At 34.2% G+C, this 24,711-nt stretch carries 23 protein-coding genes and 3 tRNA genes; 20 read left to right on the plus strand and 6 right to left on the minus strand.

Going from position 1 to position 24,711, the window contains the following annotated elements:
- The 4 genes from AC2A1D_RS10900 (at nt 1) to AC2A1D_RS10915 (ending at nt 2,920) form a co-directional block, all read left to right on the plus strand.
- A complete protein-coding gene (locus AC2A1D_RS10900; protein ID WP_484043669.1) occupies nt 1-552 on the plus strand; it encodes an RNA polymerase sigma factor in 552 nt (183 codons plus the stop codon).
- Nucleotides 553-570: 18 nt separating this feature from the next.
- Nucleotides 571-1,287 carry a hypothetical protein gene (locus AC2A1D_RS10905; protein ID WP_484043670.1) on the plus strand — a complete coding sequence of 239 codons (717 nt, stop codon included), beginning with the start codon at nt 571-573 and terminating at the stop codon, nt 1,285-1,287.
- 7 nt (nt 1,288-1,294) lie between these two features.
- Nucleotides 1,295-1,777 (plus strand): hypothetical protein, encoded by a 483-nt coding sequence (locus tag AC2A1D_RS10910; protein WP_484043671.1) that lies wholly within the window; start codon nt 1,295-1,297, stop codon nt 1,775-1,777.
- Nucleotides 1,778-1,885: 108 nt separating this feature from the next.
- Nucleotides 1,886-2,920, plus strand: coding sequence for a hypothetical protein (locus AC2A1D_RS10915; RefSeq protein WP_484043672.1), 1,035 nt, complete (start codon nt 1,886-1,888; stop codon nt 2,918-2,920).
- Nucleotides 2,921-2,962: 42 nt separating this feature from the next.
- On the opposite strand, the gene AC2A1D_RS10920 is transcribed toward AC2A1D_RS10915, so the two are convergent.
- Nucleotides 2,963-5,251: a GH92 family glycosyl hydrolase gene (locus AC2A1D_RS10920; protein WP_484043673.1), complete on the minus strand. Its 2,289-nt coding sequence runs from the start codon at nt 5,249-5,251 to the stop codon at nt 2,963-2,965.
- Between the two features lie 341 nt (nt 5,252-5,592).
- Between AC2A1D_RS10920 and lepA the strand changes: the two genes are divergently transcribed.
- Nucleotides 5,593-7,389 (plus strand): translation elongation factor 4, encoded by a 1,797-nt coding sequence (gene lepA, locus AC2A1D_RS10925; protein WP_484043674.1) that lies wholly within the window; start codon nt 5,593-5,595, stop codon nt 7,387-7,389.
- 52 nt (nt 7,390-7,441) lie between these two features.
- On the opposite strand, the gene AC2A1D_RS10930 is transcribed toward lepA, so the two are convergent.
- Entirely contained in the window at nt 7,442-8,233 is a 792-nt protein-coding gene (locus AC2A1D_RS10930; protein WP_484043675.1) for a hypothetical protein, read from the minus strand.
- 64 nt (nt 8,234-8,297) lie between these two features.
- On the opposite strand from AC2A1D_RS10930, the gene AC2A1D_RS10935 reads away from it, so the two are divergent.
- The 4 genes from AC2A1D_RS10935 to AC2A1D_RS10950 all read left to right on the plus strand — a co-directional run bounded on the left by AC2A1D_RS10935 (nt 8,298) and on the right by AC2A1D_RS10950 (nt 10,939).
- Nucleotides 8,298-8,993: an NUDIX hydrolase gene (locus AC2A1D_RS10935; protein ID WP_484043676.1), complete on the plus strand. Its 696-nt coding sequence runs from the start codon at nt 8,298-8,300 to the stop codon at nt 8,991-8,993.
- A gap of 240 nt (nt 8,994-9,233) precedes the next feature.
- Nucleotides 9,234-9,791 (plus strand): NADAR family protein, encoded by a 558-nt coding sequence (locus AC2A1D_RS10940; protein WP_484043677.1) that lies wholly within the window; start codon nt 9,234-9,236, stop codon nt 9,789-9,791.
- A 70-nt stretch (nt 9,792-9,861) separates the two neighbouring features.
- Nucleotides 9,862-10,443, plus strand: a complete 582-nt coding sequence (locus AC2A1D_RS10945) for a DUF4291 domain-containing protein (protein ID WP_484043678.1) — start codon at nt 9,862-9,864, stop codon at nt 10,441-10,443.
- The gene (locus AC2A1D_RS10950) at nt 10,427-10,939 is read left to right on the plus strand and encodes an O-acetyl-ADP-ribose deacetylase (RefSeq protein ID WP_484043679.1); all 513 of its coding nucleotides are present in this window, start codon (nt 10,427-10,429) and stop codon (nt 10,937-10,939) included. The genes AC2A1D_RS10945 and AC2A1D_RS10950 overlap by 17 nt, the downstream gene beginning before the upstream one ends.
- Before the next feature lie 121 nt (nt 10,940-11,060).
- On the opposite strand, the gene AC2A1D_RS10955 is transcribed toward AC2A1D_RS10950, so the two are convergent.
- The 3 genes from AC2A1D_RS10955 to AC2A1D_RS10965 form a co-directional block, all read right to left on the minus strand.
- Nucleotides 11,061-11,144, minus strand: a tRNA-Leu gene (locus AC2A1D_RS10955).
- Nucleotides 11,145-11,148: 4 nt separating this feature from the next.
- Nucleotides 11,149-11,224: transfer RNA gene (locus tag AC2A1D_RS10960), tRNA-Gly, on the minus strand.
- Between the two features lie 6 nt (nt 11,225-11,230).
- A tRNA-Leu gene (locus AC2A1D_RS10965) sits at nt 11,231-11,312 on the minus strand.
- Nucleotides 11,313-11,486: 174 nt separating this feature from the next.
- Here AC2A1D_RS10965 and AC2A1D_RS10970 point away from each other — a divergent pair.
- The 7 genes from AC2A1D_RS10970 (at nt 11,487) to AC2A1D_RS11000 (ending at nt 17,122) form a co-directional block, all read left to right on the plus strand.
- Nucleotides 11,487-11,864: a DUF3127 domain-containing protein gene (locus tag AC2A1D_RS10970; RefSeq protein ID WP_484043680.1), complete on the plus strand. Its 378-nt coding sequence runs from the start codon at nt 11,487-11,489 to the stop codon at nt 11,862-11,864.
- A 65-nt stretch (nt 11,865-11,929) separates the two neighbouring features.
- Complete coding sequence (aat, locus tag AC2A1D_RS10975) at nt 11,930-12,580, plus strand: leucyl/phenylalanyl-tRNA--protein transferase (RefSeq protein ID WP_484043681.1); 651 nt, start codon at nt 11,930-11,932, stop codon at nt 12,578-12,580.
- Nucleotides 12,581-12,643: 63 nt separating this feature from the next.
- Nucleotides 12,644-13,330, plus strand: coding sequence for an SIR2 family NAD-dependent protein deacylase (locus AC2A1D_RS10980; protein ID WP_484043682.1), 687 nt, complete (start codon nt 12,644-12,646; stop codon nt 13,328-13,330).
- Nucleotides 13,331-13,363: 33 nt separating this feature from the next.
- Nucleotides 13,364-13,486: an RNA 2'-phosphotransferase gene (locus AC2A1D_RS10985; RefSeq protein ID WP_484043683.1), complete on the plus strand. Its 123-nt coding sequence runs from the start codon at nt 13,364-13,366 to the stop codon at nt 13,484-13,486.
- Nucleotides 13,487-13,586: 100 nt separating this feature from the next.
- Nucleotides 13,587-14,720, plus strand: a complete 1,134-nt coding sequence (locus AC2A1D_RS10990) for a hypothetical protein (protein ID WP_484043684.1) — start codon at nt 13,587-13,589, stop codon at nt 14,718-14,720.
- Nucleotides 14,717-15,259, plus strand: a complete 543-nt coding sequence (locus AC2A1D_RS10995; RefSeq protein ID WP_484043685.1) for an RNA 2'-phosphotransferase — start codon at nt 14,717-14,719, stop codon at nt 15,257-15,259. Before AC2A1D_RS10990 ends, AC2A1D_RS10995 begins: the two co-directional genes overlap by 4 nt.
- Nucleotides 15,260-15,394: 135 nt before the next feature.
- Nucleotides 15,395-17,122 (plus strand): M14 family metallopeptidase, encoded by a 1,728-nt coding sequence (locus AC2A1D_RS11000; protein WP_484043686.1) that lies wholly within the window; start codon nt 15,395-15,397, stop codon nt 17,120-17,122.
- A 34-nt stretch (nt 17,123-17,156) separates the two neighbouring features.
- On the opposite strand, the gene AC2A1D_RS11005 is transcribed toward AC2A1D_RS11000, so the two are convergent.
- The gene (locus AC2A1D_RS11005) at nt 17,157-18,041 is read right to left on the minus strand and encodes a cupin-like domain-containing protein (RefSeq protein WP_484043811.1); all 885 of its coding nucleotides are present in this window, start codon (nt 18,039-18,041) and stop codon (nt 17,157-17,159) included.
- Between the two features lie 357 nt (nt 18,042-18,398).
- Here AC2A1D_RS11005 and AC2A1D_RS11010 point away from each other — a divergent pair, with 357 nt between their 5' ends.
- From AC2A1D_RS11010 to feoB, 4 genes are all read left to right on the plus strand, one after another.
- Nucleotides 18,399-21,143, plus strand: coding sequence for a hypothetical protein (locus AC2A1D_RS11010; protein ID WP_484043687.1), 2,745 nt, complete (start codon nt 18,399-18,401; stop codon nt 21,141-21,143).
- Between the two features lie 112 nt (nt 21,144-21,255).
- On the plus strand, nt 21,256-22,185 hold the full coding sequence (locus AC2A1D_RS11015; RefSeq protein WP_484043688.1) for a GLPGLI family protein: 930 nt from the start codon (nt 21,256-21,258) through the stop codon (nt 22,183-22,185).
- Between the two features lie 127 nt (nt 22,186-22,312).
- Complete coding sequence (locus AC2A1D_RS11020; protein WP_484043689.1) at nt 22,313-22,567, plus strand: FeoA family protein; 255 nt, start codon at nt 22,313-22,315, stop codon at nt 22,565-22,567.
- Nucleotides 22,567-24,579 carry a ferrous iron transport protein B gene (gene feoB / locus AC2A1D_RS11025; protein ID WP_484043690.1) on the plus strand — a complete coding sequence of 671 codons (2,013 nt, stop codon included), beginning with the start codon at nt 22,567-22,569 and terminating at the stop codon, nt 24,577-24,579. Before AC2A1D_RS11020 ends, feoB begins: the two co-directional genes overlap by 1 nt.
- Nucleotides 24,580-24,711: the final 132 nt, after the last annotated feature.

Below are 24,711 nucleotides of genomic sequence, written 5' to 3' on the forward strand. Positions count from 1 at the left end.
ATGAAGAATAAAGACGCGGAAATAATTTCGTTGATGCAAGACCCTCGAACTCAAGAAAAAGGAGTTCGTGCTTTGATGGATGCTTATCAAAGCAGATTGTATTGGCATATCAGAAGAATTATTGTAGACGGAGATTTAGCTCAGGATACTTTGCAGGAAACTTTTATTAAAGCTTATCAGAATTTTCATCAGTTTAAAAACGACAGCCAATTGTACACTTGGTTGTACAGAATTGCAACAAATGAAGCGCTGCAGCAAATCAATAAGCTGAAAAAAATGCAAAAAACCGACGAGGATCCCGAATATCACATGCAGAATTTGGTTGCCGATAATGCACAAGGAGATGCTGAAGAAATACAAATATTGCTGCAAAACGCAATACAAAGCCTGCCCGAAAAGCAGAAGCTGGTTTTTATGATGCGGTATTATGATGATTTACCTTACGAAGAAATATCGAAGATTGTAGATATGTCTGTAGGTACTTTGAAGACGAATTATCATTATGCCAAACAAAAAATAGAAGAATATATCAAAGAGAATTACGAAAGATAATTTTTGAGAAAACAAACAATGAAAGATTTTGATCTAGAAAATTTAGAGCGTAAAAACATTTACAAAATTCAGGATGAGCTGTTTCAGAACATTCAGGATAAAGTGTTGGCCGAGGTGAAAGATTTTGATCTTGAAAAACTAGAAAGAAAAAACATTTACAAAGTTCAGGATCATCTTTTTGAAGATATTCAGAATAAAGTAATGGCAGAAATAAAAGGTTTCGATATTGAAAGTCTGGAGCGTAAAAATATTTACAAAGTTTCAGACCAGGTATTCGAAAATATCCAAAATAGAGTAGTAGCAGAAGTAAAAGGAGACGCAAAAACACCAATTTTCAAACTGAATTGGGCGTATGCAGCGGCAGCTTCTTTAGCAATGATTTTTGGAGGAACCTTTATTTATAACAATATTTCTAACCAAAACGAAAATACAACAACACAGGCAATTGTGGCACAAACGCCCAAAACCGATAGCCAAATTGCCTATGAAACATTGCAGGAAGATTTAACATCGATAGAAAATACAAATCAAATAGCTGAAAACCAAACTGTAAAACCTGCGGTGAAAAATGAAGTTGAGGATGTACAGACTACACCAAAAGTAAAAACTGTAACCGCTTCTACAAAACTAAACGAAAAACAGATGAATGAATATCTGGACTCTTTTACAAGCTCTGAAATTGCAGATTTAGCGAGTAATTCTACCCAAGATGTTTATTTAGATCTTTATAACTAAACTGACGATGAAAAAACTTTTTTTAGTACTATTTGCGCTTTTTAGCTTAGGAGTCTATGCCCAGAAAGAATATGACTGGAAAAACATGGATCCGCAAAAACGCAAAGAAATAATCAATAATATGTCTCCGGAAGAAAGGAAAGCATTGCTTACCAAATTCCGAAATAATATGATTATGGAACAGCTGAATCTTGATGCTGATGATAAAGCAGAATTTACACAGCTTTATAATGAATATTTAGACAAACAAAAACAGATAAAATCACAATTTGATTCAAACTTTAATCCAGATACACTATCTGAAGAAGAGGCGAAAGCAAAGCTTCAGCAAAGTTTTGAATTAGGACAAAGACTGTTAGACAATAGAAAAGAGTACGCAGAAAAAATGCAGAAGGTAATCCCTTGCCAAAAGGTTTTGAAGCTCTTTAATGCAGAAGCAATGATGAGAGAAAAAATGAATGAGAGGAAACCACCTCATGGAAAGCATTAAGTATTCATAACCCAAAAGCAGTCTCCATAATAGTTTATTTTTTTAATGTTTGAACGACCCTCGCAATTCATTTGCGAGGGTCGTTTGATTTAAAAGAAATTCATACTTTTGAGAAAAAATAATATAATGAGAAAATTACTTTTCTTCTTTCTTTTTACAATTTTACTCCAAGCGCAAAAAACCGAAACGATTAATCTTTCAACATCTGTAAAAAGTAAAAAAGTAAATTATAAAAGCTTTACTGTAATAGATAATAGAGAGAATAAAGAAATTGGCTCTGTTATGTATCATAATGATCAAGTGAATATGGTATTTGAAAATGACGCAGAAAAAGATTTAAAAGATTGGTTTTATAGTGATAACCCTGTAAGAGGAAATGACGAACTTGTTCTTTTAATAGAAAACATTAAACTTTCTGAAGATAAATATGAGAAATATTCTATAGGAAAGCTAGAAATTCGTGCAAGTACATTTCTTAAGAAAAACGATAAATATCATTTTCTGTACAAAAAAGATACAGTTACAACTGTTTCTTCTCGCGTAACCCCTTATTTAGCGCAAAGTCTTGCGAAAAAATTAAGCATTACATTTAGTGAATTGCTAAAGGGTTCTTACGAAGCTATATCTTGGGAAATACCTGTTACCAAGGAAGAACTTCCAAACTATGCCTCCATATTAAAAGATAGGCTTGAAATTTTAAAAACAGAAAGCTTGAAAGATGGAGTTTATAAAGATTTTTATAGTTTTTTTACCCATAATCCAGAACCAGGTTTTACCATTGAGACCAATAGTAAAGGAATTGCTACAAAAGCAATCAGAGGAGAAGAGAAGAAACCTATTAGGAACTTTTATGCATTTGTACACAACGGAGTTGCATTTAAGGTAATTCCGGTAGGTTACGTAGAGATTTTCAGAGATGAAAAAGGATTGTTTATTGAAGCAAAAAAAGAACAACTGTTTCCACAAAATTATTCTAATGGGGCAGTAATAGGTGGAGCTGCCGGTGGACTTGTAGGAGCCTTGGTTGGCGCAACTATAGATGCTGCAGTTGCAAGTAAAAGAAATAAAATGACAGGTTCCGAGGTTTTTCTTGATCCTTTAACGGGACATTATATCTTACCAGATGATTTTATGAAAAAGTAACTAATTTATAACTAAAAAGAGAGACTTTCGGGTCTCTCTTTTTTATTTGTTCTCCGTAGAATACGAATATGGATAATCTTTTTCGTCGCTTCCTCGTTGTTTATTGGGTTCAGAAGTCATGTCGAAATTTAAAATGGCGCCTTTCATTAATTCAGAATGACTGAGCCAGTTTTTGCTGTATTTTTTACCGTTCAATTTTAGAGAATTTACATATCGGTTTTCTTCGTTGTTGTTTTCTGCTTTTATTTCGATGGTTTTCCCGTTTTCTAAATGAATTCTTGCGTTTTTAAACAAAGGTGCTCCCAAAACATATTGGTCTGTTGCCGGAGTTACAGGATAAAAACCAAGCGCCGAGAAAATATACCACGCCGAAGTTTGTCCGTTATCTTCATCGCCACAATATCCATCGGGTGTTGGTTGGTATAAACGATTCATGGTTTCACGAACCCAATATTGTGTTTTCCAAGGTTCACCAGAGTAATTGTAAAGGTAAATAATATGTTGTGCAGGTTGGTTTCCGTGGGCATATTGCCCCATATTCGCATTCACCATTTCCTGAATTTCGTGAATGGTAGAACCATAATATGAGTTGTCATACATTGGAGGCAATTCAAAAACCTGATCCAGCTTTTTAGAAAATTCTTTTTTGCCACCCATTGCTTTCGCCAAACCATTAATGTCTTGAAAAACAGACCATGTGTAATGCCAAGAATTTCCCTCTGTAAAAGCATCTCCCCATTTAAAAGGATTAAAAGGTGTTTGGAAGTTACCATCTTGGTTTCTGCCTCTTGCCAATTTGGTTTCAGGGTCAATTACTTTTAAGAAATTCTGTGAACGTCTGTAATATTCTTTCCATTCAGATTCTGGTTTCCCGAGAGTTTTCCCGAGTTGTGCGATGGCAAAATCGTCATACGCATATTCTAAAGTTCGGGCAGCATTTTCGTTAATTTTTACATCGTAAGGTACGTAGCCTAATTTTTTATAATATTCAATTCCTAGTCTTCCGGTTGCTTGTGGGCCTTCATTATTTGCGCCATGAAGCAAAGCTTGGTATAAAGTTTCGATATCATAACCCCTTAAACCTTTGATGTAAGCATCTGCAACTACCGAAGCAGAATTGTTTCCAATCATAATATCAGAATAGGACGGGCTAGACCATTCCGGGAGCCAACCTCCTTCTTTATAATCGTTCACAAGCCCTTTTTGCATTTCTACATTAATGTCTTGGTAAACGAGGTTCAGAAAAGGGTAGAGCGCTCTAAAAGTATCCCAAAAACCAGTTCCTGCAAAACGATAACCTTCTTCAGTTTTCCCTGAGTAAGGGCTGTAATGAATTACTTTTCCTGTTTTGTCTACTTCGTACATTTTATGAGGGAAGCAAAGCATTCTGTACAAACAAGAGTAAAAAGTTCTCATTTGGTCAATCGTTCCACCGGCAACTTCTACTCGTTTTAATTTTTCGTTCCAAGAGTTTTTTGCTTTACTAAAAGTTTCGGTGAAGTTATCTTTTCCTAATTCTCTTTGTAAATTGAGCTCTGCTTGTTGTAAACTAATGAAAGATGAAGCGACTCTTAAATGTACTTTTTCACCTTTTTTTGTTGAAAAACCAACAACTGCACCGCAATGGTCTCCGGTAATATCTAAAGCATCTTTTACGAAGTCTTTATCTTTCCACGTAGAAAATTGTGTAAAAGGTTTGTCTGAATAAATAACAAAGTAATTTTTAAAATCGGTTAATTTCCCTCTCGAATATCTCGTAGAATATCCCACGATTTTATTTTCTGAAGGTATGATTTTAATGTGTGAACCTTTGTCAAAAGCATCAATTACAAACCAAGATTGTTCAGATTCTGGATAGGTTAAACGAAATTGAGCCGCTCTTTCTGTTGGGGTAAGTTCTGCCGTTACATTATGGTCTGCTAAATAAACGCTGTAATAATACGGTTTTGAAACTTCAGATTTATGAGAAAACCAGCTCGCTCTTTCCTCTTCATTAAAACGCATTTTCCCTGTGATGGGCATTATGGAAAACATTCCGTAATCGTTCATCCAAGGGGAAGGTTGATGTGTTTGTTTGATGCCTCTAATTTTATCGGCGTCGTAAGTGTATTGCCATCCGTTTCCGTTTTTTCCGGTTTGTGGAGTCCAGAGATTCATTCCGTGAGGAACGGCAACTGCGGGATATGTATTTCCGTTTGAAAGCGAGGGTTTTGAAAGCGAACCAATTAAAGGATTTACAAATTCTTCAGGATTTTGAGGCGCTTTATCAATCCATTGTGATTGGAATTGAGTAAAAGCCGTGGCGAAAAGAATGAAAAGCAATTTTTTCATGATAATTTTTGATTCCTAATTTTGAAAGGGAAAGTTAGAGAATTTAATTGAGAACAAGCGTTTGTCAAAAGGTTATTAAAGATATTGACCATTCATTTGCGAAGCAAAATTCGGTATTTGTATTTTGTGTTCCCATTTCATAGCCCCGATTGAACGGTCTGTCTGAGCTCTTTTTGCAAGTAAAGGCAAAGGCGGATGAGCAAAAAAGCGAGTAGTGAAAGCGGGATACAGCTACAAAAAAAGGAAAGGTTTGAAGCAGTAGATTAATTTTCAGTTCGCTAAAATTAAGAATTCCGTTTTCTCGGGCTTTTTTTTATCTTTGCAAATTACATAGTTCTTAAATGAAAAACATACGAAATTTTTGCATAATCGCCCATATTGACCACGGTAAAAGTACTTTGGCGGATCGTCTTTTGGAATATACCAACACGGTTACCCAAAGAGAATTACAGTCTCAGACGCTTGATGATATGGATTTGGAGAAAGAAAGAGGGATTACCATTAAATCTCACGCCATCCAAATGGATTATGAATACAAAGGGGAAAAATTTATTTTGAACCTTATCGATACACCGGGACACGTAGATTTTTCTTACGAAGTTTCTCGTTCTATCGCAGCTTGTGAAGGTGCGCTTCTTATTGTAGATGCTGCGCAAAGTATTCAGGCACAAACGATTAGTAATTTGTACTTGGCGTTGGAAAATGATTTAACGATTATTCCAATTTTGAATAAAATAGACCTTCCGTCTGCAAATCCTGAAGAAGTAACCGACGAAATCATGAATCTGATTGGTTGTGATTATGAAGATGTTTTGAGAGTTTCAGGAAAAACAGGAGAAGGTGTTCATCACTTATTGGAGCAAATTGTGGAAAGAATTCCAGCTCCGGTTGGTGACCCAGATGCGCCGCTTCAAGCTTTGATTTTCGACTCTGTTTACAACCCATTTAGAGGAATTGAAGCTTATTTTAAAGTCGTAAACGGAAGTATTTCTAAAAACGAAAAAGTAAAATTCTTCGCGACAGGAAAAGAATATGGAGCCGATGAAGTTGGAACGCTGAAATTGAAGCAAGTTCCAAAGAAAACGATTTCTTGTGGGGATGTAGGATATTTAATTTCTGGGATTAAAGATGCAAGAGAAGTAAAAGTTGGAGATACGATTACAACTTTTGAAAATCCTGCTTCTGGACCTATTGAAGGTTTCGAGGAAGTAAAACCAATGGTTTTTGCGGGTATTTATCCTATTGATTCTGAGGATTTTGAAGAGCTAAGATTCTCATTAGAAAAACTAAGATTGAATGATGCTTCTTTGGTTTTCGAACCGGAAAGTTCTGCAGCTCTAGGTTTCGGTTTCCGATGCGGATTCTTGGGAATGCTTCACATGGAAATCGTACAGGAAAGATTGGATAGAGAGTTCAACATGAACGTAATTACTACCGTTCCGAACGTGTCTTATTTTGGATATTCTAAAAGAGAACCCGAAGTTCCAATTTTGATTAACAACCCTTCTGAAATGATGGATCCTACCATTATGGATAGAGTTGAAGAGCCTTTCATTAAAGCTTCTATCATTACAAAATCTGATTTCGTGGGTGCGGTAATGACGCTTTGTATCGAAAAAAGAGGTGAAATCGTTAACCAAAGTTATTTAACGTCGGAAAGGGTAGAATTGGTTTTCAATATGCCTTTGGCGGAAGTTGTTTTCGACTTCTACGACAGATTGAAGTCTATTTCTAAAGGTTACGCATCGTTCGATTATCATCCAATCGGTTTCAGAGCATCGAAATTGGTGAAGATGGATATCTTGATTAATGGTGATATGGTAGATGCATTGTCTTCTTTGATTCACGATTCTAACGCGTATCATATTGGTAAAAAAATGTGTGAAAAACTTCGTGAGCTAATTCCGAGACAGCAGTTTGATATTGCTGTTCAGGCAGCTTTAGGAACGAAAGTTATCGCTAGAGAAACCATTAAAGCGTTAAGAAAAGACGTTACCGCAAAATGTTACGGAGGTGATATTTCCAGAAAACGTAAACTTTTGGAAAAGCAGAAAGAAGGTAAAAAGAAAATGAAACAGATTGGTAGAGTAGAAGTACCACAATCAGCGTTCATGGCTGTTTTGAAGCTGAATGATTAACCATTTTGATGGTTTTAAATAGTAATCCGCAGAATTTTTTCTGCGGATTTTTTTAGGGTAAATATTTGGTTGCTCTCTGCTTTTTGATAATTTTATCAGCAATTGAAATCTCGAATTCTTTTGACTTTGCTTTAAAAAAAGAAATTTTGGCTTTTCTTTTTTGACCTTTTTCAAGATGAGGAAAAGAATAGATTAATATTTCTTGAGGTTTTAATTCAAAATAAAGATTTGTGGGTAATCCTGTAATACAAGTATAATAGTTATTGTTTCTTACATATTGGAAATGCTTATTATTTAAAACATAAAGTGCAACGCTTTTTGCTTCAATAGGTATTTTTAATGTTTTGGTCGAAATATTTTTAATGAAAACTGGGAAGGCTTTATATTTTTTTATCTCCTTTGTTCCATAATCTCTTTTGTAGAGAGGGATTGTGTCATTTTCTTTTACAATAATCGAAATATTTTTATTCGATAAAGAATCATATAAATTTTCTTTAGTTTCTAAAATTTCAATTTCTTCATTTCTAAAATATGGACTTTTAATATGATTTAAAGAATCTCTAAAAGCATTTATTCTTTCAGATAATTTCTTTTCGTTTTCATTGATACTTGGCGGTGGTAAAGGTTCGGGCATCATATTTTCAAAATATTTTACCACAACTATACCGGAATCGTAGCCTTTATAAAGCAAATTTGTTCCCTGTTCGTTTCCGTCTTCATTAAGTTTCTGTATGGTCAGTTTTTCATCCTTCTGAAAGCTTAACACAATATCATCTGCAAACGTTTTTTCCTTGTTGCAAGAAAATAAAACAAGTGAAATTAAAGAGAACAATAAAAACTTCATCGCAATTTTTCTTTAAAATTAAGAATTAAAATAATAATTTTGTGTATTCACAACGCAAATAAAAATGACTTCTCCAAATAAATTACAAGACATAAAAGTTGCCGTAGACGCCGTTATTTTCGGGTATTTTGATAAGAAAGACCTTCAAATTCTTTTAATTCAAAGAAATGTAGAACCTTACAAAGGAGGTTGGGCGCTTCCCGGAGGTTTGGTTTTGGACGATGAAAATCTTGATGATGCCGTAAAACGTGAACTTCACGAAGAAGCAGGCATTAAACCCGATTTTTTGGAACAACTTTATACTTTTGGTAATGTGGGTCGTGACCCTCGAAATAGAGTGGTTTCTGTGTCTTATTTGGGGCTTGTGAATCCTTCTTATCATGAGCTTTTTGCAGATTCTGATGCAGATGATGCGCAATGGTTCAGTATCAATCAGCTTCCAAAGTTGGCGTTCGACCATCAAACGATTATTGATATTGCGTTGAAAAGACTTCGCACGAAAATCCAATATCAACCGATTGGGTTCAATTTATTGAATGAAGAATTTGCTTTTTCAGACCTTGAAAATCTGTATAAAACCATTGTAGGAAAAGAAATAGACCGCCGTAATTTCCGAAAAAAAATAATGAGTTATGGTTTACTCAACGACACCAATACAGTAAAAAAAGAAGGCAGCGGAAGACCTGGAAAACTCTTTACTTTTAATAAAGAAAAATACAAGGAACTGGAAGAAGAAGGATTTTATTTTGAGATTAAATAGTTTCTTAAACACTTATATCACTAATTTTTTATCTCTAAAACCACATTGATAACCTGTAAAATAAGAAATATTTAACAAAGTTATTAGTTCATTCGTGGCGATTTTTCAACTGGATAAATTTCTCGATAAATATTTTTGTTTTGAAAATCAAATAATTATAGGTTTTAGTGTAAAATTGACGCAAATAAATTTGGCTATTAAAATTTTATTTATTTAAATTTGTGTAAAAATAACGCAATAATGAAATTTACTTTAGAAAATACAATTGAAAGATTTCAACAACAAGAAGAGTTGGATTTTTTATTTTTTTGGGGACACACCGTAAAGAATGAAATCACAAAAGCTTGTTTTAGTCAATGGTTTCCTTTGGAATTTACAGAGCAAGAAATCACTTACAAGACTGCAGAACATTTTATGATGGCTTCAAAAGCTAAATTGTTTAATGATGAAACTATTTTAGCAAAGATTTTAAAAGCTGAAACGCCGAACGAAGCCAAAAGTTTAGGGAGAAAAGTGAGCAATTTTGATACTCAAATTTGGGACGAACAAAAATATGAAATTGTAAAACACGCTAATTTTTTAAAATTTTCTCAAAATGAAGAGTTTAAGAATTTTCTACTTTCAACCCATAACAAAATATTGGTAGAGGCAAGTCCGTACGACAAAATCTGGGGAATCGGAATGTTGGAATCGGATAAAAACATAAATAATCCTCTTTTTTGGAATGGTGAAAATCTTTTAGGATTTGCTTTAATGGAAGTGAGAGAGGAGCTACGGAAACGAATAATTACAAGTTAAAGCTATAAAAATCAAATTAAAAAACTATAAAGAACAACTACAAGATTGGCCTGAAAAAGGGCATCACATCATGGCTCAATATGATGATGAAAAAATCATTGTTTATCAGTCGTATCGAAAAGAAATTGGCGAATTTGCGATTAAAAACCAGTATTTTGGTGGTGCATTCAGTCTGGAAAGAATGACTTGGATAAAGCCAAATTTTCTTTGGATGATGTACCGAAACGGTTGGGGAACAAAGGAAGGACAGGAATATGTTTTAGCGATTCATTTAAAGCTTGAAGCTTTTATAAAATATCTAAACAACGCTGTTTATTCAACTTATAATGAAAGGTTGGGAATTTTGAGGGATTTGTGGCAAAAGGAAGTAAAAGAGTCTTCTGTAAGGTTACAATGGGATCCGGATCACGATCCTTTTGGAGCAAAATTAGAACGAAGAGCAATTCAAATTGGATTACGAAACGAGTTTATTAAATCTTTTGCTAAAGAAGATATCATTTTAATTGAAGATATTTCAAAGTTTGTGAGTGAGCAACATCAATTTGTGTTAAATAATGATTTAGATAAATTAATTCTTCCAGAAGAAAAACCTTTACTTTTTGAAGATGAAAATTTGAATTTAAAATTGAGATTAAATGAAACCAGACATTGAATTAATAAAAGGAGACATCACCAAAATAGAAGTTGATGCGGTTGTAAATGCTGCCAATTCTTCATTATTGGGAGGAGGCGGTGTTGATGGAGCAATTCATCGCGCAGGTGGAGCTATAATTTTGGAAGAGTGTAATGAAATTAGAAATAGACAAGGGAAATGTAAAACCGGTGAAGCAGTAGTAACTTCTGCAGGAAATCTTTCAGCAAAATATGTGATTCATACGGTTGGACCCATCTGGAACGGAAACGAGCAAAAAAGCAGTCAATTATTAGCAAATTGCTATCAAAATTCTTTACAACTAGCAGAAAGTTTGGGCGTGAAAACGATTAGTTTTCCTAATATTAGTACAGGAGTTTATAGATTTCCTAAAGAACTCGCCGCAAAAATTGCAATTGAAGAAGTACAAAATTTTAAATCAGATATTATCGAAAAAGTGATTTTCGTTTGTTTTGATGAAGAAAATGTTGAAATTTACAAGGCAAGCTTACCATAAAATCCCCAAAAGAAAGACTGAGAATTGTTTTTTGAAATAAAAGAGTAAATTTTTAATGAAAAACTCAAAACATATAAAAACAAAAACGGCTGAAAATCATAAGATTAACAGCCGTTCTATGTACCCCAGACGGGACTTGAACCCGTACGTCCTTGCGGACACAGGATTTTAAGTCCTGCGTGTCTACCAGTTCCACCACCAGGGCGAGGTGGAGCGAAAAACGGGATTCGAACCCGCGACCCCAACCTTGGCAAGGTTGTGCTCTACCAGCTGAGCTATTTTCGCAAACTGTGCGGATGAAGGGACTCGAACCCCCACGCCTCACGGCACCAGATCCTAAGTCTGGCGTGGCTACCAATTACACCACATCCGCAGTTTTTATTTGTTTATTTTAAAGAACTTCTTTCGTTTTTGTGAGTGCAAATATAGGGCAAATATTTATAACTGCAAGTATTTTTAAACTTTTTTTTCATTTTTTTTAAAATTTTATTTCTCTCTTCCTTTTTACATTTCATTTTACTACTTTTACATCCTTAACATTTAAGATATGGAATTACAAGGAACGGTAAAGAAAATCTCTGAGGTTCAGTCTTTTGCAAGCGGTTTTCAGAAAAGAGAAATGGTGATTTTAACGCAGGAGCAGTATCCGCAGCCGATCAACATAGAATTTTTACAAGATAAAATCAGTTTACTAGAAAATGTAACTGAAGGAGAAAATGTAAAAGTAGGAATCAATATTAGAGGTAGAGAATGGGTATCTCCTCAAGGCGAAACAAAATATTTCAACTCTATTACAGGATGGAGAATTGAAAAAGTTTTTGACAATGGTGCAGAGCCTACTCAGGCAGCTCCAAGTCATGCAGCAGCTCCGGCAGCTTCTAATGCAAATCCTTTTGAAGAAGAAGACGATGATCTTCCTTTCTAAAAATAGACATTAAAAACTTAAATATACAATCCTGCTTTCTTGATAAAGTAGGATTTTTTTTGCATATGGTACGTTTAGATCCTAATGAAATATCCTTTCCAGACCCAGAATTGTATGATGGGCATGAAGGTATTATCGCTTTTGGAGGCGATCTTTCTACACAAAGAATTTGGTTTGCCTACCAAAACGGAATTTTCCCTTGGTTTAATCCAGACGAAGAAATTCTTTGGTGGTGTCCCGATCCTCGCTTTGTTCTTTTTCCTGAAGAAGTTAAAATTTCGAAGTCGATGAAGAAAATTTTAGATAGAAAAGTATTTCAGTTTACCGAAAACCAATGTTTTGAGGCGGTTATTAGAAGTTGTCAGCAGATTAACAGAAAAGACCAAGACGGAACTTGGCTTTCAGAAGAATTAATTAAAGCATTTTTAGAACTTCATCGATATGGTTTGGCGAAAAGTTTTGAAGTTTGGCAAGATGAAGAATTGGTTGGCGGTTTTTATGGGCTTCAAATTGGGAAAGTTTTTTGTGGTGAAAGTATGTTTAGCAAAGTGAGCAATGCTTCAAAAGCAGGTTTTATCAACTTTGTGGAAAGTCATAAAAATCAATTGGAAGTTATCGATTGTCAATCGCACACACCGCATTTGGAAAGTTTAGGAGCGAGAATGATTCCTAAAAGAGATTTTTTACATATTTTAAAACAAAATAATCATTTATAAAAGAGGTGAAATTCACTTGAAAATTTAGAAAAGCAACACTAAAAAAGAAAACAAAATAACACAATGAAAAAATTAGTCTTATTAACTGGCGCAGGAATTAGTGCAGAAAGCGGTATCAAAACGTTCAGAGACGGTGATGGTCTTTGGGAAAATCATAACATTACCGATGTGGCAAGTCCGGAAGGATGGCGAAAAGACCGTGCTCTTGTGCTCGAATTTTATAATCAAAGAAGAAGACAGCTTCATGAAGTTGAACCCAATAATGCTCATAAATTAATTGCTGACCTCGAAAAATATTTCGATGTACAAATTATCACTCAAAATATTGATGATTTGCATGAAAGAGCGGGCTCCTCAAACATCATTCATTTGCATGGCGAGTTGTTCAAGTCGTGTTCTTGCAACAATAAAAATTTAATTTACGAACAAAAAGACGACATCAATATCGGCGATAAAGCGGAAGATGGAGCTCAATTAAGACCTTTCATCGTTTGGTTTGGAGAAGAAGTTCCTTTGATGAACGAAGCTACAAAATTGGCTCGCGAAGCAGATATTTTCTTAGTGATAGGAACTTCCCTGCAAGTCTATCCTGCTGCAGGATTGCTTCACGACATTAAAGACGATTGCCTTCTTGTCGTAATCAACCCCAATGAAACTGGTTTTGGATACGGACAAAGAGCTGTGGTGATGAAGGAAACCGCAACAGAAGGGATGAAGCTTTTATATGAAAAATTAATACAATTAGCTTAAGAAAAGGAGAATTTAAAATTAAAAAAACAAACCATGAACGATACTCAAAAGAAAAAAACGAGCAAATTTCTAAGCTACGTTCTTCGGCATCATCCTGAATTGATTGGGTTACATTTAGACGAAAACGGATGGGCAAATGTGGAAGAAATAGAGTAAACTAACGATAAAAGCCTGCTGTTTAAGAGTGTTAATTTACACTTACCAAATGATAAACTTGTAGATTTGGTTTAGAATTTAGTTATTATAAAGAAATGATATGAATGTATACAAATTTGTTTCTGTACAAGAAATACTAGAATTGGGAGAAAAGAATTTTAAAGAATTTTCGCCCAATTTTTCTCTCTGTTTTTACTTAAACACCAAAACGGAGCAGAATATTGAGAAGGATTTAGTTTTTCTGCTATCTTGCGAAATTTCTGAAGACAACATCATAGATAAAGAAATCGAAAACAACGATCATTTTTTTATCTCCCCTGAAAATTTACCAATCTTTAATCAACTTTTTGACAGAATTAAAATCATCGATCTACTTACAGAAAATATTGATGATGTAGATGATAATTTACAATATTATATACTACATCAAGGTAATTTTCTTAAAGTGCGGTTAGAAGAATTTCTGAACACTAATAACCGAAATATCATTTCTTACGATGATTATTTCAATGACTTGGAAGACGAAACGTTTGCATATGACTCTAATCAGATTTCAGATTCAGAAGAAAAATTTGAAAAAATTAAAAATGAAATTAAAGAATCAACTAAAATTTTAGAAAGGAAAAAAGAAAAGACAGCTTATATAGAAACAATTCAGGAAGCTGTAGATTTTTTGATAAATGAAGATTTGAACTCTGATGAACTTGATTATATTAAAAATGAATCGATTGCCAAGAAACTAGATTCGTCCTTAAATCATTTTGGAATGGGAATGTATCTGAGAAACTTTTTTTTTCATGGTAAAACAAACCAGAAGTTTTTAGATGAAATAAATTCTTATAGTCAATATTATGGTCTCACTACTCGTGGCGAATTCGGAGAAGGAATTATTGATGATTTATTGTGGAGAAAAATAAATAACTGCCATACAACGGCAGAAAATATAATAAAGATTAAAAAAATTGAAGAGGGAATTAATTTAAATACCGGCAGAGATTCATATTATAGCTTGAAAAAAAGAATTCAGTTATTATCTTATAATTTTACAAATGAATCGATTGACAAATATTTTATGCTTAAAGACAAATCAGGAAGAGATGATAACAATTATTATGAATATTCTTTTCAGCAAAAAGCTATTTTAGCAAGATTAAGTCATGCAGATCTGAAAGTTTTTGAGGAGTTACTTCAGGACTATCTTCTTTTTTACAATAACGTGTTACAAAAAATATGAACGATACTCAAAAGAAAAAAACAAGCAAATTTCTAAGCTACGTTCTTCGGCATCATCCTGAATTGATTGGTTTGAATTTAGACGAAAACGGATGGGCAAATGTGGAAGAATTAATAGAAAAATCTACCAACGATTCTCAAGGTTTTTCGTTTGAAGAATTAGATGAAATAGTTCAAACCAACGACAAAAAACGCTTTATTTTTAATGATGATAAAACTAAAATTAGAGCCAATCAAGGGCATTCAATAGCGATTGACTTAGCTTTGAAGCCACAACAGCCACCGGAATTTTTGTTTCACGGAACAGCTCAAGCCAATATAAATTCAATCTTAGAAAAAGGTATTGAAAAAAGAAACAGACAACACGTTCATCTAAGTCAGGACAAAGAGACGGCTACCAAAGTAGGAATGCGCCACGGAAAACCTGTCATTTTAACCATCAAAACAAAAGAAATGTTCAAAGACGGAATTCAGTTTTATTTATCTGAAAACAATGTTTGGCTTACGGATTTTGTGGATGCGAAATATATTTTACCTTAAAATTCCCCTTCTTTGGAGAGTTGGATTAATTTTCAACGAAAATTAAGACGGTGTGGTTTTAAAAACTATCACTTTCGACAAGTTCCCGCCAATTTCTAAACTTTAACTAATTTTAAAGTCTGAAAAATTGCTTTAATGAAACTGAAATATCTCCTGTTTTCCATTGCTTCAACGTTTGTTTTTGCTCAAAAAAATATCCAAACACCTTTTGAAAAAGGAAACGGTAATCAAACCGCAACCTATCAAGAGATGAACGATTTTTACGAAAATTTAGCGCTGGAATTTTCTGCTATTCAATATCTTAAAAAAGGAGAAGACGACAACGGAAAGCCTATTTACGTAGTAGTTTACAACCCTTTTTCAGAGAAAAATATTGATAAATTAAGGAAAGAGAAAGCTATTCTTTTCATCAACAACGGAATTCATCCCGGAGAACCCGATGGAATCGACGCTACAATGATGTTGATGCGAGATTTAGCAGTTGGTAAAATTAAAAACCCTAAAAATTTTGTTGTCGCTGCGATTTCTTCCTACAACATTAGCGGAATGCTGAATCGCGGTCAGTTTTCAAGAGCCAATCAAAATGGTCCGGAACAATATGGTTTTCGTGGAAATGCCAGAAATTTAGATTTGAATAGAGATTTCATTAAAGCAGATTCTAGAAATGCTAAAAGTTTTCAGGAAATTTTTCAATGGTTGAAACCGGATATTTTTATCGATAATCACGTAAGTAATGGCGCAGATTATCAATACACATTTACCTATATTTCTACATTTAAAGAGCGTTTGGGGAAAGTTTTGGGAGAATATTTTTATCACGATTTTCAAGCGAAAAATCTTTCCGATTTAAAGAAAAAAGGATACGAAAGTACGCCGTATGTGAATATTCATGGCGACGTTCCCGATGTTGGTTTTGCTGCTTTTGAGGATTCTCCGAGATATTCTACGGGGTATGCTTCGCTTTTTAATGTGATGGCAACCATGCCGGAAACGCATATGTTGAAACCGTATGACAAAAGGGTAGATGCAACGTATCAATATATGTTGGTAAATCTTCAAAATTTGGATAAAGATTATCAGAAAATTAAAAAATTAAGGTTTGAAAATTTAAAGCAATATGATGCAGGAAAAGAATACGGAATTCGTTGGAAAATAGATTCTACACAATATGCTACGATGGATTTTAAAGGTTTTGAAGGAAGTTATAAACCAAGCGAAATTTCTGGAAAACCAAGGCTGTTTTATGATAGAAATAAACCATTTACAAAGAAAATAAAGCTTTTTAATACAGCTGTTGCAACAGTTTTTGTAACTATACCGAAAACTTACGTTATACCGCAATCTGAGTATCGTGTTTTAGAACAATTAAAGCGAAACGGAATTGAAATGCAAAGAATTTCTAAGGACGAAAAGATGAAGGTTCAGTCTTATGTAATTGATGATTTTAAAACCGTTAAAAATCCGTACGAAGGTCATTTTTTACATTTTGAAACCAAGGTAAAAGCAGAAATGATTTCTGTAAATCTTTCGGAAGGCGATTATTTGGTGCATTCCAATCAGCCAGGGATAAAATACATTTTGGAAACTTTGGAACCGGAAGCGACAGATTCTTTCTTTAACTGGAATTATTTTGATGCAATTTTAGGGCAAAAAGAGTATTTTTCAGCGTATATTTTTGAAGACACTGCCTCAGAACTTCTTAAAAATAATGAAGATTTAAGGAAAAGATTTAATGATAAAAAAGCATCAGATAAAAAATTTGCTGAAGATGGTGCGGCGCAACTCGATTGGGTGTATAAAAACTCAGATTATTTTGAAGCAAAAACGTATAGAAGATATCCTATCTATCGAATTTTAAACTAAAAAAAAGACGTTTCTGCAGAAACGTCTTTTCTATTTATTTTCTTGGAAGTCCTTTTTTTAAGGCATATTCTGCTCTTGCAATGGCTTTCTTTTCTTTCCAATCCATGTATTTCTTTTTGAAGTTTTTCTTCATAATATCGTCAAACTTCCTTTGGAAAGTAAGATTCCAAAGAGAGTGCGCTTTTACTGCCCAAGATTTATCCCAAGCTCTAAGCGATATAGAGAAGCTTCCGTCTAAATACTTCATCCAATGCCACCAACCAGTAGGCATAAACAATGTATCGCCGTGTTCTAGGAAACACTCGATTCCTTCTACGCCATCTAAAGCAGGGAATTTGGTGAAGTCAGGATGCTCAATATCGTAATCTTCCAAAGCGTAAGTAGCATAAGGAATTTGATACAAACGCTCTCTCCATTTATAATCGAAAAGCAAAATGTGCTTTCTTCCATTAAAATGGGTGTGGAAAATATGCGCCATATCGATATCGAAGTGAAGGAAAGTTACCGATCCTTTTCCTCCGAAAAACATATTTGGATATTTATCTAAAAAACCGCCCATTAATTCTTTAGGAGAAATGTAATCTTCTAATAATTTTGGTGCATATTTTATCGGGTCAAAAAGGAAAATCCTTAAATCTGTTGGCTCTTTTTGAATCAGGTCGATATAATCTCCAAATTTCATTTTGGCAGCCGAAGCGTTAATTGGAGCAGCAGGATCTGCTTTCGAGCTATCGTACAAAGGTACTTCTACATCGCCCACAACTTCCTTCATATAGTTCATCGTCCATTTTTGGTACGCCGGCCATTTTCTAGCCATATTCTTGATGACTACAGGTTTTCTGGGCTTCAAATATTTTTCAATAAACTCTTCCTGCGTAATATCATCAACAATATCAATAGGCTTTAAAACAATCCCCATCATTTAAAATTTAATGTTACAAAATTATTAAATAAATATTTATGCAGGTATAGTTAAGATTTTTTTAATCTATGATGTTCATCATTTTTTATTTAGAACTGTAATAAATAAAACAGAATCATTTTGATAATCTTTAAATAGCCTTTTCTGGTTGTGTTGTATCAAATATTATCTTTTATTAATAATTGTGTGGTATGATTTAACTATTTGTAAAAAAATATATCTCTACAACGAGTAACAAATTATTGTTTTTCTAAACTAATACATCAAATAATACTTTTTGAAGAAATATTTTACGTTTTCTAAACGAGAAAAAAGGCTTCAAAGTTTTACCATTAAAAAAATTAAATAACTTGTATGAAACAAAATTTTTTCCTTTTTGTTCTGATGTTCTGTTCTGCGATGTTGTTTTCGCAAAAGACCATTTCAGGGAAAATTACAGATGAAGATGGCATTGGCATTCCGAGCGCCAGTGTAACGGTAGAAGAGCCGGGCAAAGACGCAATTTTAGCGTACGGAATTACCAACTCAAAAGGTGAGTACAAAATTACTTTCAGTTCTTCAGAATCTAACGTAGATTTAAAAGTAAAAGCGTTCAACCAGAAACCGCTTACCAAACAAATCAGCAATTCAGACCAGAATTTGAATTTTAAAATGCAGTCTGAAGCTACTGAAATTAAAGAAGTTCAGCTTAAAACCAAACTCATTACCGCACGTGGAGATACCATTTCGTACGACCTTAAAGCTTTCGATTCTAAAAGCGACCGTACCTTGGCGGATGTAATGAAAAAAATCCCCGGAATTGAAGTAAATACAGACGGAACTGTGTTGTATCAAGGGAATCCAATCAATAAATTTTACGTAGAAGGAAAAGATTTAATGGAAGGTGGTTATGGAACAGTAACCAACTCTCTACCGAAAGATGCGATTGCCAAATTAGAAGTTCTTGAAAACCATCAACCGGTAAAAATGCTTCAAGGGAAAATTCCTTCGGATGCAGCAGCAATCAACATTAAGCTTAAAAAATCGGTTACCATGACGGGGAGAGGCGAAGTAGGTCTTGGTGCAGATCCTTTATTGTGGAACGTGAAACTTACCCCAATGTTTTTCAGTAAAACAAGTCAGTGGGTGGCAACTTATAAAACCAATAATGTTGGAGATCAGGTAGAAAATGAAGGAAATATTTTAGGAAGTTTCAACCCATGGGAAGGAAGAAGAGGCAATGTTTCTCAAACCGATTGGCTGAATGTGGAAACCGCAGGAACGCCAAGTACGCCGATTAAAAGGTATTTGTTTAATAATGTACATTACGCATCAGCAAATTATTTAACAAACATTGATAAAGCTAAACTATGGGAGCTTAAAGCGATTGCAAACTACACCAATAATGCTGTAGAGAGAGAAGATTACAAAGAAACAACATACCAAACAGGAGCTTTGGCGGGTAATAAAGTAATTAATAGTAAAAGAAACGATTTTTATACAGATAAGATAAGAGGAGAATTAATTTTTACTAAAAATGCGAAAAAAGGATTCTTCAAAAACTCAACAAGTTTCAGTCAGTTTTCAAACGGAGACCGTGCGAATGTAATAAGAGACGGAAGAAACTCTGCACAATCTGTAGAATCTCCAACCACGAATTTCCAAAACTCTTTGAGTACTATTATCCCTTGGAAGGAAAAGATGGTTAATTTGAGATCATACATCAATTATCAAGACGATAAACAAACTTTGGAAGTAGATCCTGCAAGTTACCTTAGACTTCCTTATGCTTTACCAAAGGTAAACCCAACAGATTCTACAAAATATGCTTACACTAATTTTGCTGAAGGAAGTAGAGCAATTCAGAATTTTAGAATGAAAACTTTTGATACTTCGCATACGGCAAATATCAGTTTTACTAAAAAAGGATGGACTTTCACTCCGGCTGTAGGATTTGATTATTCAACAGATAAATTGAATACCAATTTTAACGGAACAGCAGTTACAGATCCTTTAAATCCTACTGCAGTACAGCCCAATTTCGATAGCCCTGCTTACGAAAATAACTTAAAGTTTACAGAAATTAATCCAAACGCATCTCTTGGTGTAAACTACAAAACAGATGTTTGGAACGTTTTTGCCAACTTTCCTGTCAATTTTAATAATATTACAGCGGAAGATGATGTAAGAGGAGTTTCAAAAAAACTAAATAAAACGACATTTACGCCTAACATTTTTGCCCAATATACATTCGCGTCATTTTGGAAAGCGAGTGTAAATACAAGTATCAGTAATAATTTTGGAGACATTCAATCGGCGTATGCAGGTTACATTTTACTTTCACCAACAGGATTTAATGTAATGGATCCCAATAACCCGATTCCGCAAACAAAAACATCTACTGCAGGAACGAGATTAGAGTATAGAAATCCATTAAACAACCTATTCTTTAACATTAACTACTCGTATAGCGATAGTAAGAAAAATCTATTATCAGCGCCAATTCTTGATCAAACAACAGGGTTTACTTTAACGCAGTATTATGAGCAAGAAAATCATTCAAAATCGAATAGATTCAGTGCTGAAGTTGGGAAATATTTTCCTAGTATTAAAACCAACGCATCAGTAAATTATAGAAATACAGATACAGTTTCAGATGCTTTCTTAAACAACCAAGCCTTTAAGAACAAAAACAACAGCCAATCTTATGGTTTAAAGGTTAATAATACTTATTTCAGTTGGATGAGTGTAGATTACTCCATGAGTATTTCAGACACGAAACAAGAGGGTTTCACAGGTTTATTGCCGAAAACTAAAGGATATAGTCACAATCTTGCCACATTCTTTTATCCATTAGAAAATCATACAATAGGTTTTGCATGGGATCAGTTGAATACAACCAATAACGGAACTGCTTATAAAAACCCTTTCTTCGATCTTTCTTATCAATATTCATGGTCTAAAAAGAAAATCGATTTTGAATTAAAATGGATGAACATCAGCAACAGAAAAGTATTTGAAACTTACGATTTAAATGCACAGTATAACTCGCTTACGTATACTAAAATTCAGCTAAGACCAAGCCAGGTAATGTTTACCGTGAAGTTTAACTTCAAATAATATAAAATTCCCCTTTCAGATTTGAGAGGGGATTTTTTTATCACTAAATTTTACAAAAAACTGTAACATTTTACCGCTTTTAAATACTAATGGTTTAAACATTTACATTAAAATGAAAAAGCTACTTTCAGTATTTTTAATCGCTACCGCAGTTTTTGCCAATGCGCAAGACTCTAAAGAAACGGCCAACAGATTTTTTTACGAATTAAATTTCAAGCCTAAGAAAGATTCTGCTAAAATCGATAAAGTAATTACCATTTTAGATATTACAGATAAAAACAGATCCGTTTATCAGGATTATACCATTATTGCTCAAGATTCTATAATGAAAGTAGAAATTGAGGCGATGCAAAAAGCAGGGCAATTTAAAGACATTTCAAAAATGATGAAGCAGCCCAAAATATCTGCAAGAGTGTATAAATTTTATCCATCGATGAAGGTTCAGTTTGTAGAAAAAATTGCAAGCGGTTTTACTCCTGCAAACATTGGATATGCAGAAGAGCCAAAATTTGCTTGGAAAATTCTTTCAGACAAACAAAAAATTGGTGAATACAATACGCAAAAAGCAACCACAGAATATGGAGGTAGAAAATGGACTGCTTGGTTCAGTACGGATATTCCTTTTCAAGATGGGCCTTACAAATTTTCAGGACTTCCCGGTCTTATCGTAAAAATCGAAGATTCGGAGAAGAACTATTCTTGGGTGCTTCAAGGGAACAAAAAAGTGAATGATTATTCTGAATATTCTTACATTGAAGGTTTAATGCAGGCAAAAGGAGGGAAAGTAAACGAAATGCCAAGAGATAAATTTGAAAAGAAATTTGGTGAATTTAAAAAAGACCCTTTCGCAACGATAAGACCCATGATGACGCAGGAAATGATGTCTAAAACAATTCCTGGAATGGACGGCACCATTGGTGATATGATGAAGAAGCAGGAAAAGCAATACAAAGATTTCTTCAATTCTACAGATAACGAAATAGAGCCAGACCACGGAAAACTAAGCGTAGGTGAGGTGGAAAGAACAGGAATAGAGAAATAATTAGATTTCATATTTAACTACATTATATTTCAAATAAACCCAAATGCAGCAATGTGTTTGGGTTTGTTGTAAAATCTAATTTAGATTTAATTTAAATAGCGTATATTTGCACGACAAAATTTCAGCTTTGAAACAGACTCATCCACAGAAACTTAGTCACTTTCCGAAGAATATCAAAGGTATTATCAAAGGGTATGATAATGAGCAGTTTACCATGCCGTCAAAGATTATAGAGATGGGTTTACTGCCCGAAACTTGTTTTAGAATTTTATATCAAGCTCCTTTTAGTGGGCCAATTTATGTGGAATTTGGCGAAGAAAAAAGCAGAATCGCTCTTAGAGTAGAAGAGGGAGATTTTATTATTGTTGAAGAATCGTTGTGATGCAGGAAAAGATAGAAAAACACATACTTTTGGTGGGAAATCCCAACGTGGGAAAGTCTACGCTTTTTAATGCCATTTGTAATACCACTCAGAAAACCGGAAACTACGCCGGTGTTACCGTTTCAAGCCATTCCGGAACGTATTGCTACAAAGATGAGAAAGTAGTAATTACCGATTTGCCGGGCTCTTACAGTATTTATCCCAGTTCAGAAGACGAAGCTGTTTTCTCGAGAGCGCTTCTCGACAAGAAAAATTACGCTGGAGTTATTTACATCATCGAAGCACTCAATATTAAACGAGGAATTCTTTTATTGCAGCAGATTTTAGACGCGGGTTTGCCGATGATTGTGGTAATTAATCAAATCGATCAGGCTAAAAGAAGAGGGCTTGAAATTGATGTTAAAAAATTAGAACAAAATCTTGGTTTAAAAGTAATTGAAACCAATGCCAAAGAGCAAACTGGGATTGAAGATTTGAAGAATGCAATTTTAAATAATGAATTTAAAAAAGCAAACAAACCTTTCTTCGAAATTCCTGCAGAACATAAAAATATCGTTGAAGATTGGGCTACAGAACAAAAAAATGAGAATCTTTACCAAGCTTGGTTAGACCTTTCTCTGAAAACTGAACAGGTTGCGGCGTCTTCCAACGAAAAAATAAAATCATTAATTCCTAAAAGAATTCAAGTGCAAGAAACGGTAAGAAGATACCAATCTGCAGACCAATTGCTTCAAGGGATTATCACTAAAAAACAAAATGCAAAAGAGCTTCTTACCGAGAAACTCGATAAAATTTTGGTACATAAATTTTGGGGATATGTCGTGTTTTTATGTATTCTCTTAATTATTTTTCAATGCGTATTCTTCCTTGCAGAATACCCAATGAACTGGATTGATGAGCTTTTTGCTTGGCTTTCCGCAACTTCTTCAGAACATCTTCCTGAAGGACCACTCAATTCGTTAGTTGCGAATGGAATTATTCCGGGAATTGGCGGAATCGTAATTTTTGCACCGCAAATCGGGATTTTACTTTTCTTCTTGTATCTTTTAGAAGATTCAGGATATATGGCGAGAGTTGTCTTTTTAATGGATAGATTTCTCCGTCCTTTTGGGCTCAACGGAAAAAGTATTGTTCCGCTGGTTTCAGGAACGGCGTGTGCGATTCCTGCAGTAATGTCTACCAGAAATATCGAGAACTTAAGAGAAAGATTACTAACGATTTTGGTAACACCTTTTATGACGTGCTCAGCAAGACTTCCGGTCTATAGTATTATGATTGGATTGATTATTCCAGATGGTCATTTTTTAGGAATTTCATATAAAGCTTTGGTGCTTTTAGCGATGTATTTGTTAGGATTTTTTGTGGCGCTTTTGTCTGCATTTATCCTTAAAAATTTCATTAAAGCTAAAGGAAAATCTTATTTAATTATGGATTTGCCAACGTATAAAAAACCTCTTTTCTGGTACGATTTTAAATTGGTTTTAGGGAAAGTTTGGGATTTTATTACCGGTGCAGGAAAAATTATTTTTGTCGTAAGTATTATTATTTGGGTTTTAAGTTATTTCGGACCTAAAACTCAAAAAGATGAATTGGTTTCGACGGATGTTGAATTGGACCATTCGTATCTTGCAAGAATGGGTAAGACCATAGAACCGGCCATTGCGCCGCTCGGATACGACTGGAAAATGGGAGTAGGAATTCTTACAAGTTTTGTCGCTCGGGAAGTTTTTGTGGGCACAATGTCTACTCTTTATAGTTTGGATGATGATGCGCCAGAAGGAAAAGTGATTGATAAAATGAGGCTGGATGTAAAACCGAATGGAGAAAAAGTCTTCAGTTTTGCAACAGGAATTTCAATTCTTCTTTTTTATGCTTTTGCAATGCAATGCGCTTCTACAGTTGCGGTTGTGTATAGAGAAACCAAAAGTTGGAGATGGACAGGTTTCCAATTGGTTATGATGACAGGTTTGGCGTATTTTGTTTCTTTAATTGCTTATCAGATTTTGAAATAATGGAAACATCATTAATTTTTCAGTACGTTATTCTTGGAGCAGTCTTTATTTTGGCTTGCTATTCTTTGTTTAGAATTTTAAAGAAAAACTTCGCTCCAAAGAAATTTGATTCAAAACGAACCCATTGCGATA

This window comes from Chryseobacterium sp. HNCC26DJ239 (assembly GCF_057180445.1).

Excerpts from the sequence above, each read along its gene's own strand:
- AC2A1D_RS10900 (WP_484043669.1), top strand. The coding sequence starts at position 1 with ATGAAGAATAAAGACGCGGAAATAATTTCGTTGATGCAAGACCCTCGA.
- AC2A1D_RS10905 (WP_484043670.1), top strand. The coding sequence starts at position 571 with ATGAAAGATTTTGATCTAGAAAATTTAGAGCGTAAAAACATTTACAAA.
- AC2A1D_RS10910 (WP_484043671.1), top strand. The coding sequence starts at position 1,295 with ATGAAAAAACTTTTTTTAGTACTATTTGCGCTTTTTAGCTTAGGAGTC.
- AC2A1D_RS10920 (WP_484043673.1), bottom strand. The coding sequence starts at position 5,251 with ATGAAAAAATTGCTTTTCATTCTTTTCGCCACGGCTTTTACTCAATTC.
- lepA (WP_484043674.1), top strand. The coding sequence starts at position 5,593 with ATGAAAAACATACGAAATTTTTGCATAATCGCCCATATTGACCACGGT.
- AC2A1D_RS10930 (WP_484043675.1), bottom strand. The coding sequence starts at position 8,233 with ATGAAGTTTTTATTGTTCTCTTTAATTTCACTTGTTTTATTTTCTTGC.
- AC2A1D_RS10935 (WP_484043676.1), top strand. The coding sequence starts at position 8,298 with ATGACTTCTCCAAATAAATTACAAGACATAAAAGTTGCCGTAGACGCC.
- AC2A1D_RS10940 (WP_484043677.1), top strand. The coding sequence starts at position 9,234 with ATGAAATTTACTTTAGAAAATACAATTGAAAGATTTCAACAACAAGAA.
- AC2A1D_RS10945 (WP_484043678.1), top strand. The coding sequence starts at position 9,862 with ATGGCTCAATATGATGATGAAAAAATCATTGTTTATCAGTCGTATCGA.
- AC2A1D_RS10950 (WP_484043679.1), top strand. The coding sequence starts at position 10,427 with ATGAAACCAGACATTGAATTAATAAAAGGAGACATCACCAAAATAGAA.
- AC2A1D_RS10970 (WP_484043680.1), top strand. The coding sequence starts at position 11,487 with ATGGAATTACAAGGAACGGTAAAGAAAATCTCTGAGGTTCAGTCTTTT.
- aat (WP_484043681.1), top strand. The coding sequence starts at position 11,930 with ATGGTACGTTTAGATCCTAATGAAATATCCTTTCCAGACCCAGAATTG.
- AC2A1D_RS10980 (WP_484043682.1), top strand. The coding sequence starts at position 12,644 with ATGAAAAAATTAGTCTTATTAACTGGCGCAGGAATTAGTGCAGAAAGC.
- AC2A1D_RS10985 (WP_484043683.1), top strand. The coding sequence starts at position 13,364 with ATGAACGATACTCAAAAGAAAAAAACGAGCAAATTTCTAAGCTACGTT.
- AC2A1D_RS10990 (WP_484043684.1), top strand. The coding sequence starts at position 13,587 with ATGAATGTATACAAATTTGTTTCTGTACAAGAAATACTAGAATTGGGA.
- AC2A1D_RS10995 (WP_484043685.1), top strand. The coding sequence starts at position 14,717 with ATGAACGATACTCAAAAGAAAAAAACAAGCAAATTTCTAAGCTACGTT.
- AC2A1D_RS11000 (WP_484043686.1), top strand. The coding sequence starts at position 15,395 with ATGAAACTGAAATATCTCCTGTTTTCCATTGCTTCAACGTTTGTTTTT.
- AC2A1D_RS11005 (WP_484043811.1), bottom strand. The coding sequence starts at position 18,041 with ATGGGGATTGTTTTAAAGCCTATTGATATTGTTGATGATATTACGCAG.
- AC2A1D_RS11010 (WP_484043687.1), top strand. The coding sequence starts at position 18,399 with ATGAAACAAAATTTTTTCCTTTTTGTTCTGATGTTCTGTTCTGCGATG.
- AC2A1D_RS11015 (WP_484043688.1), top strand. The coding sequence starts at position 21,256 with ATGAAAAAGCTACTTTCAGTATTTTTAATCGCTACCGCAGTTTTTGCC.
- feoB (WP_484043690.1), top strand. The coding sequence starts at position 22,567 with ATGCAGGAAAAGATAGAAAAACACATACTTTTGGTGGGAAATCCCAAC.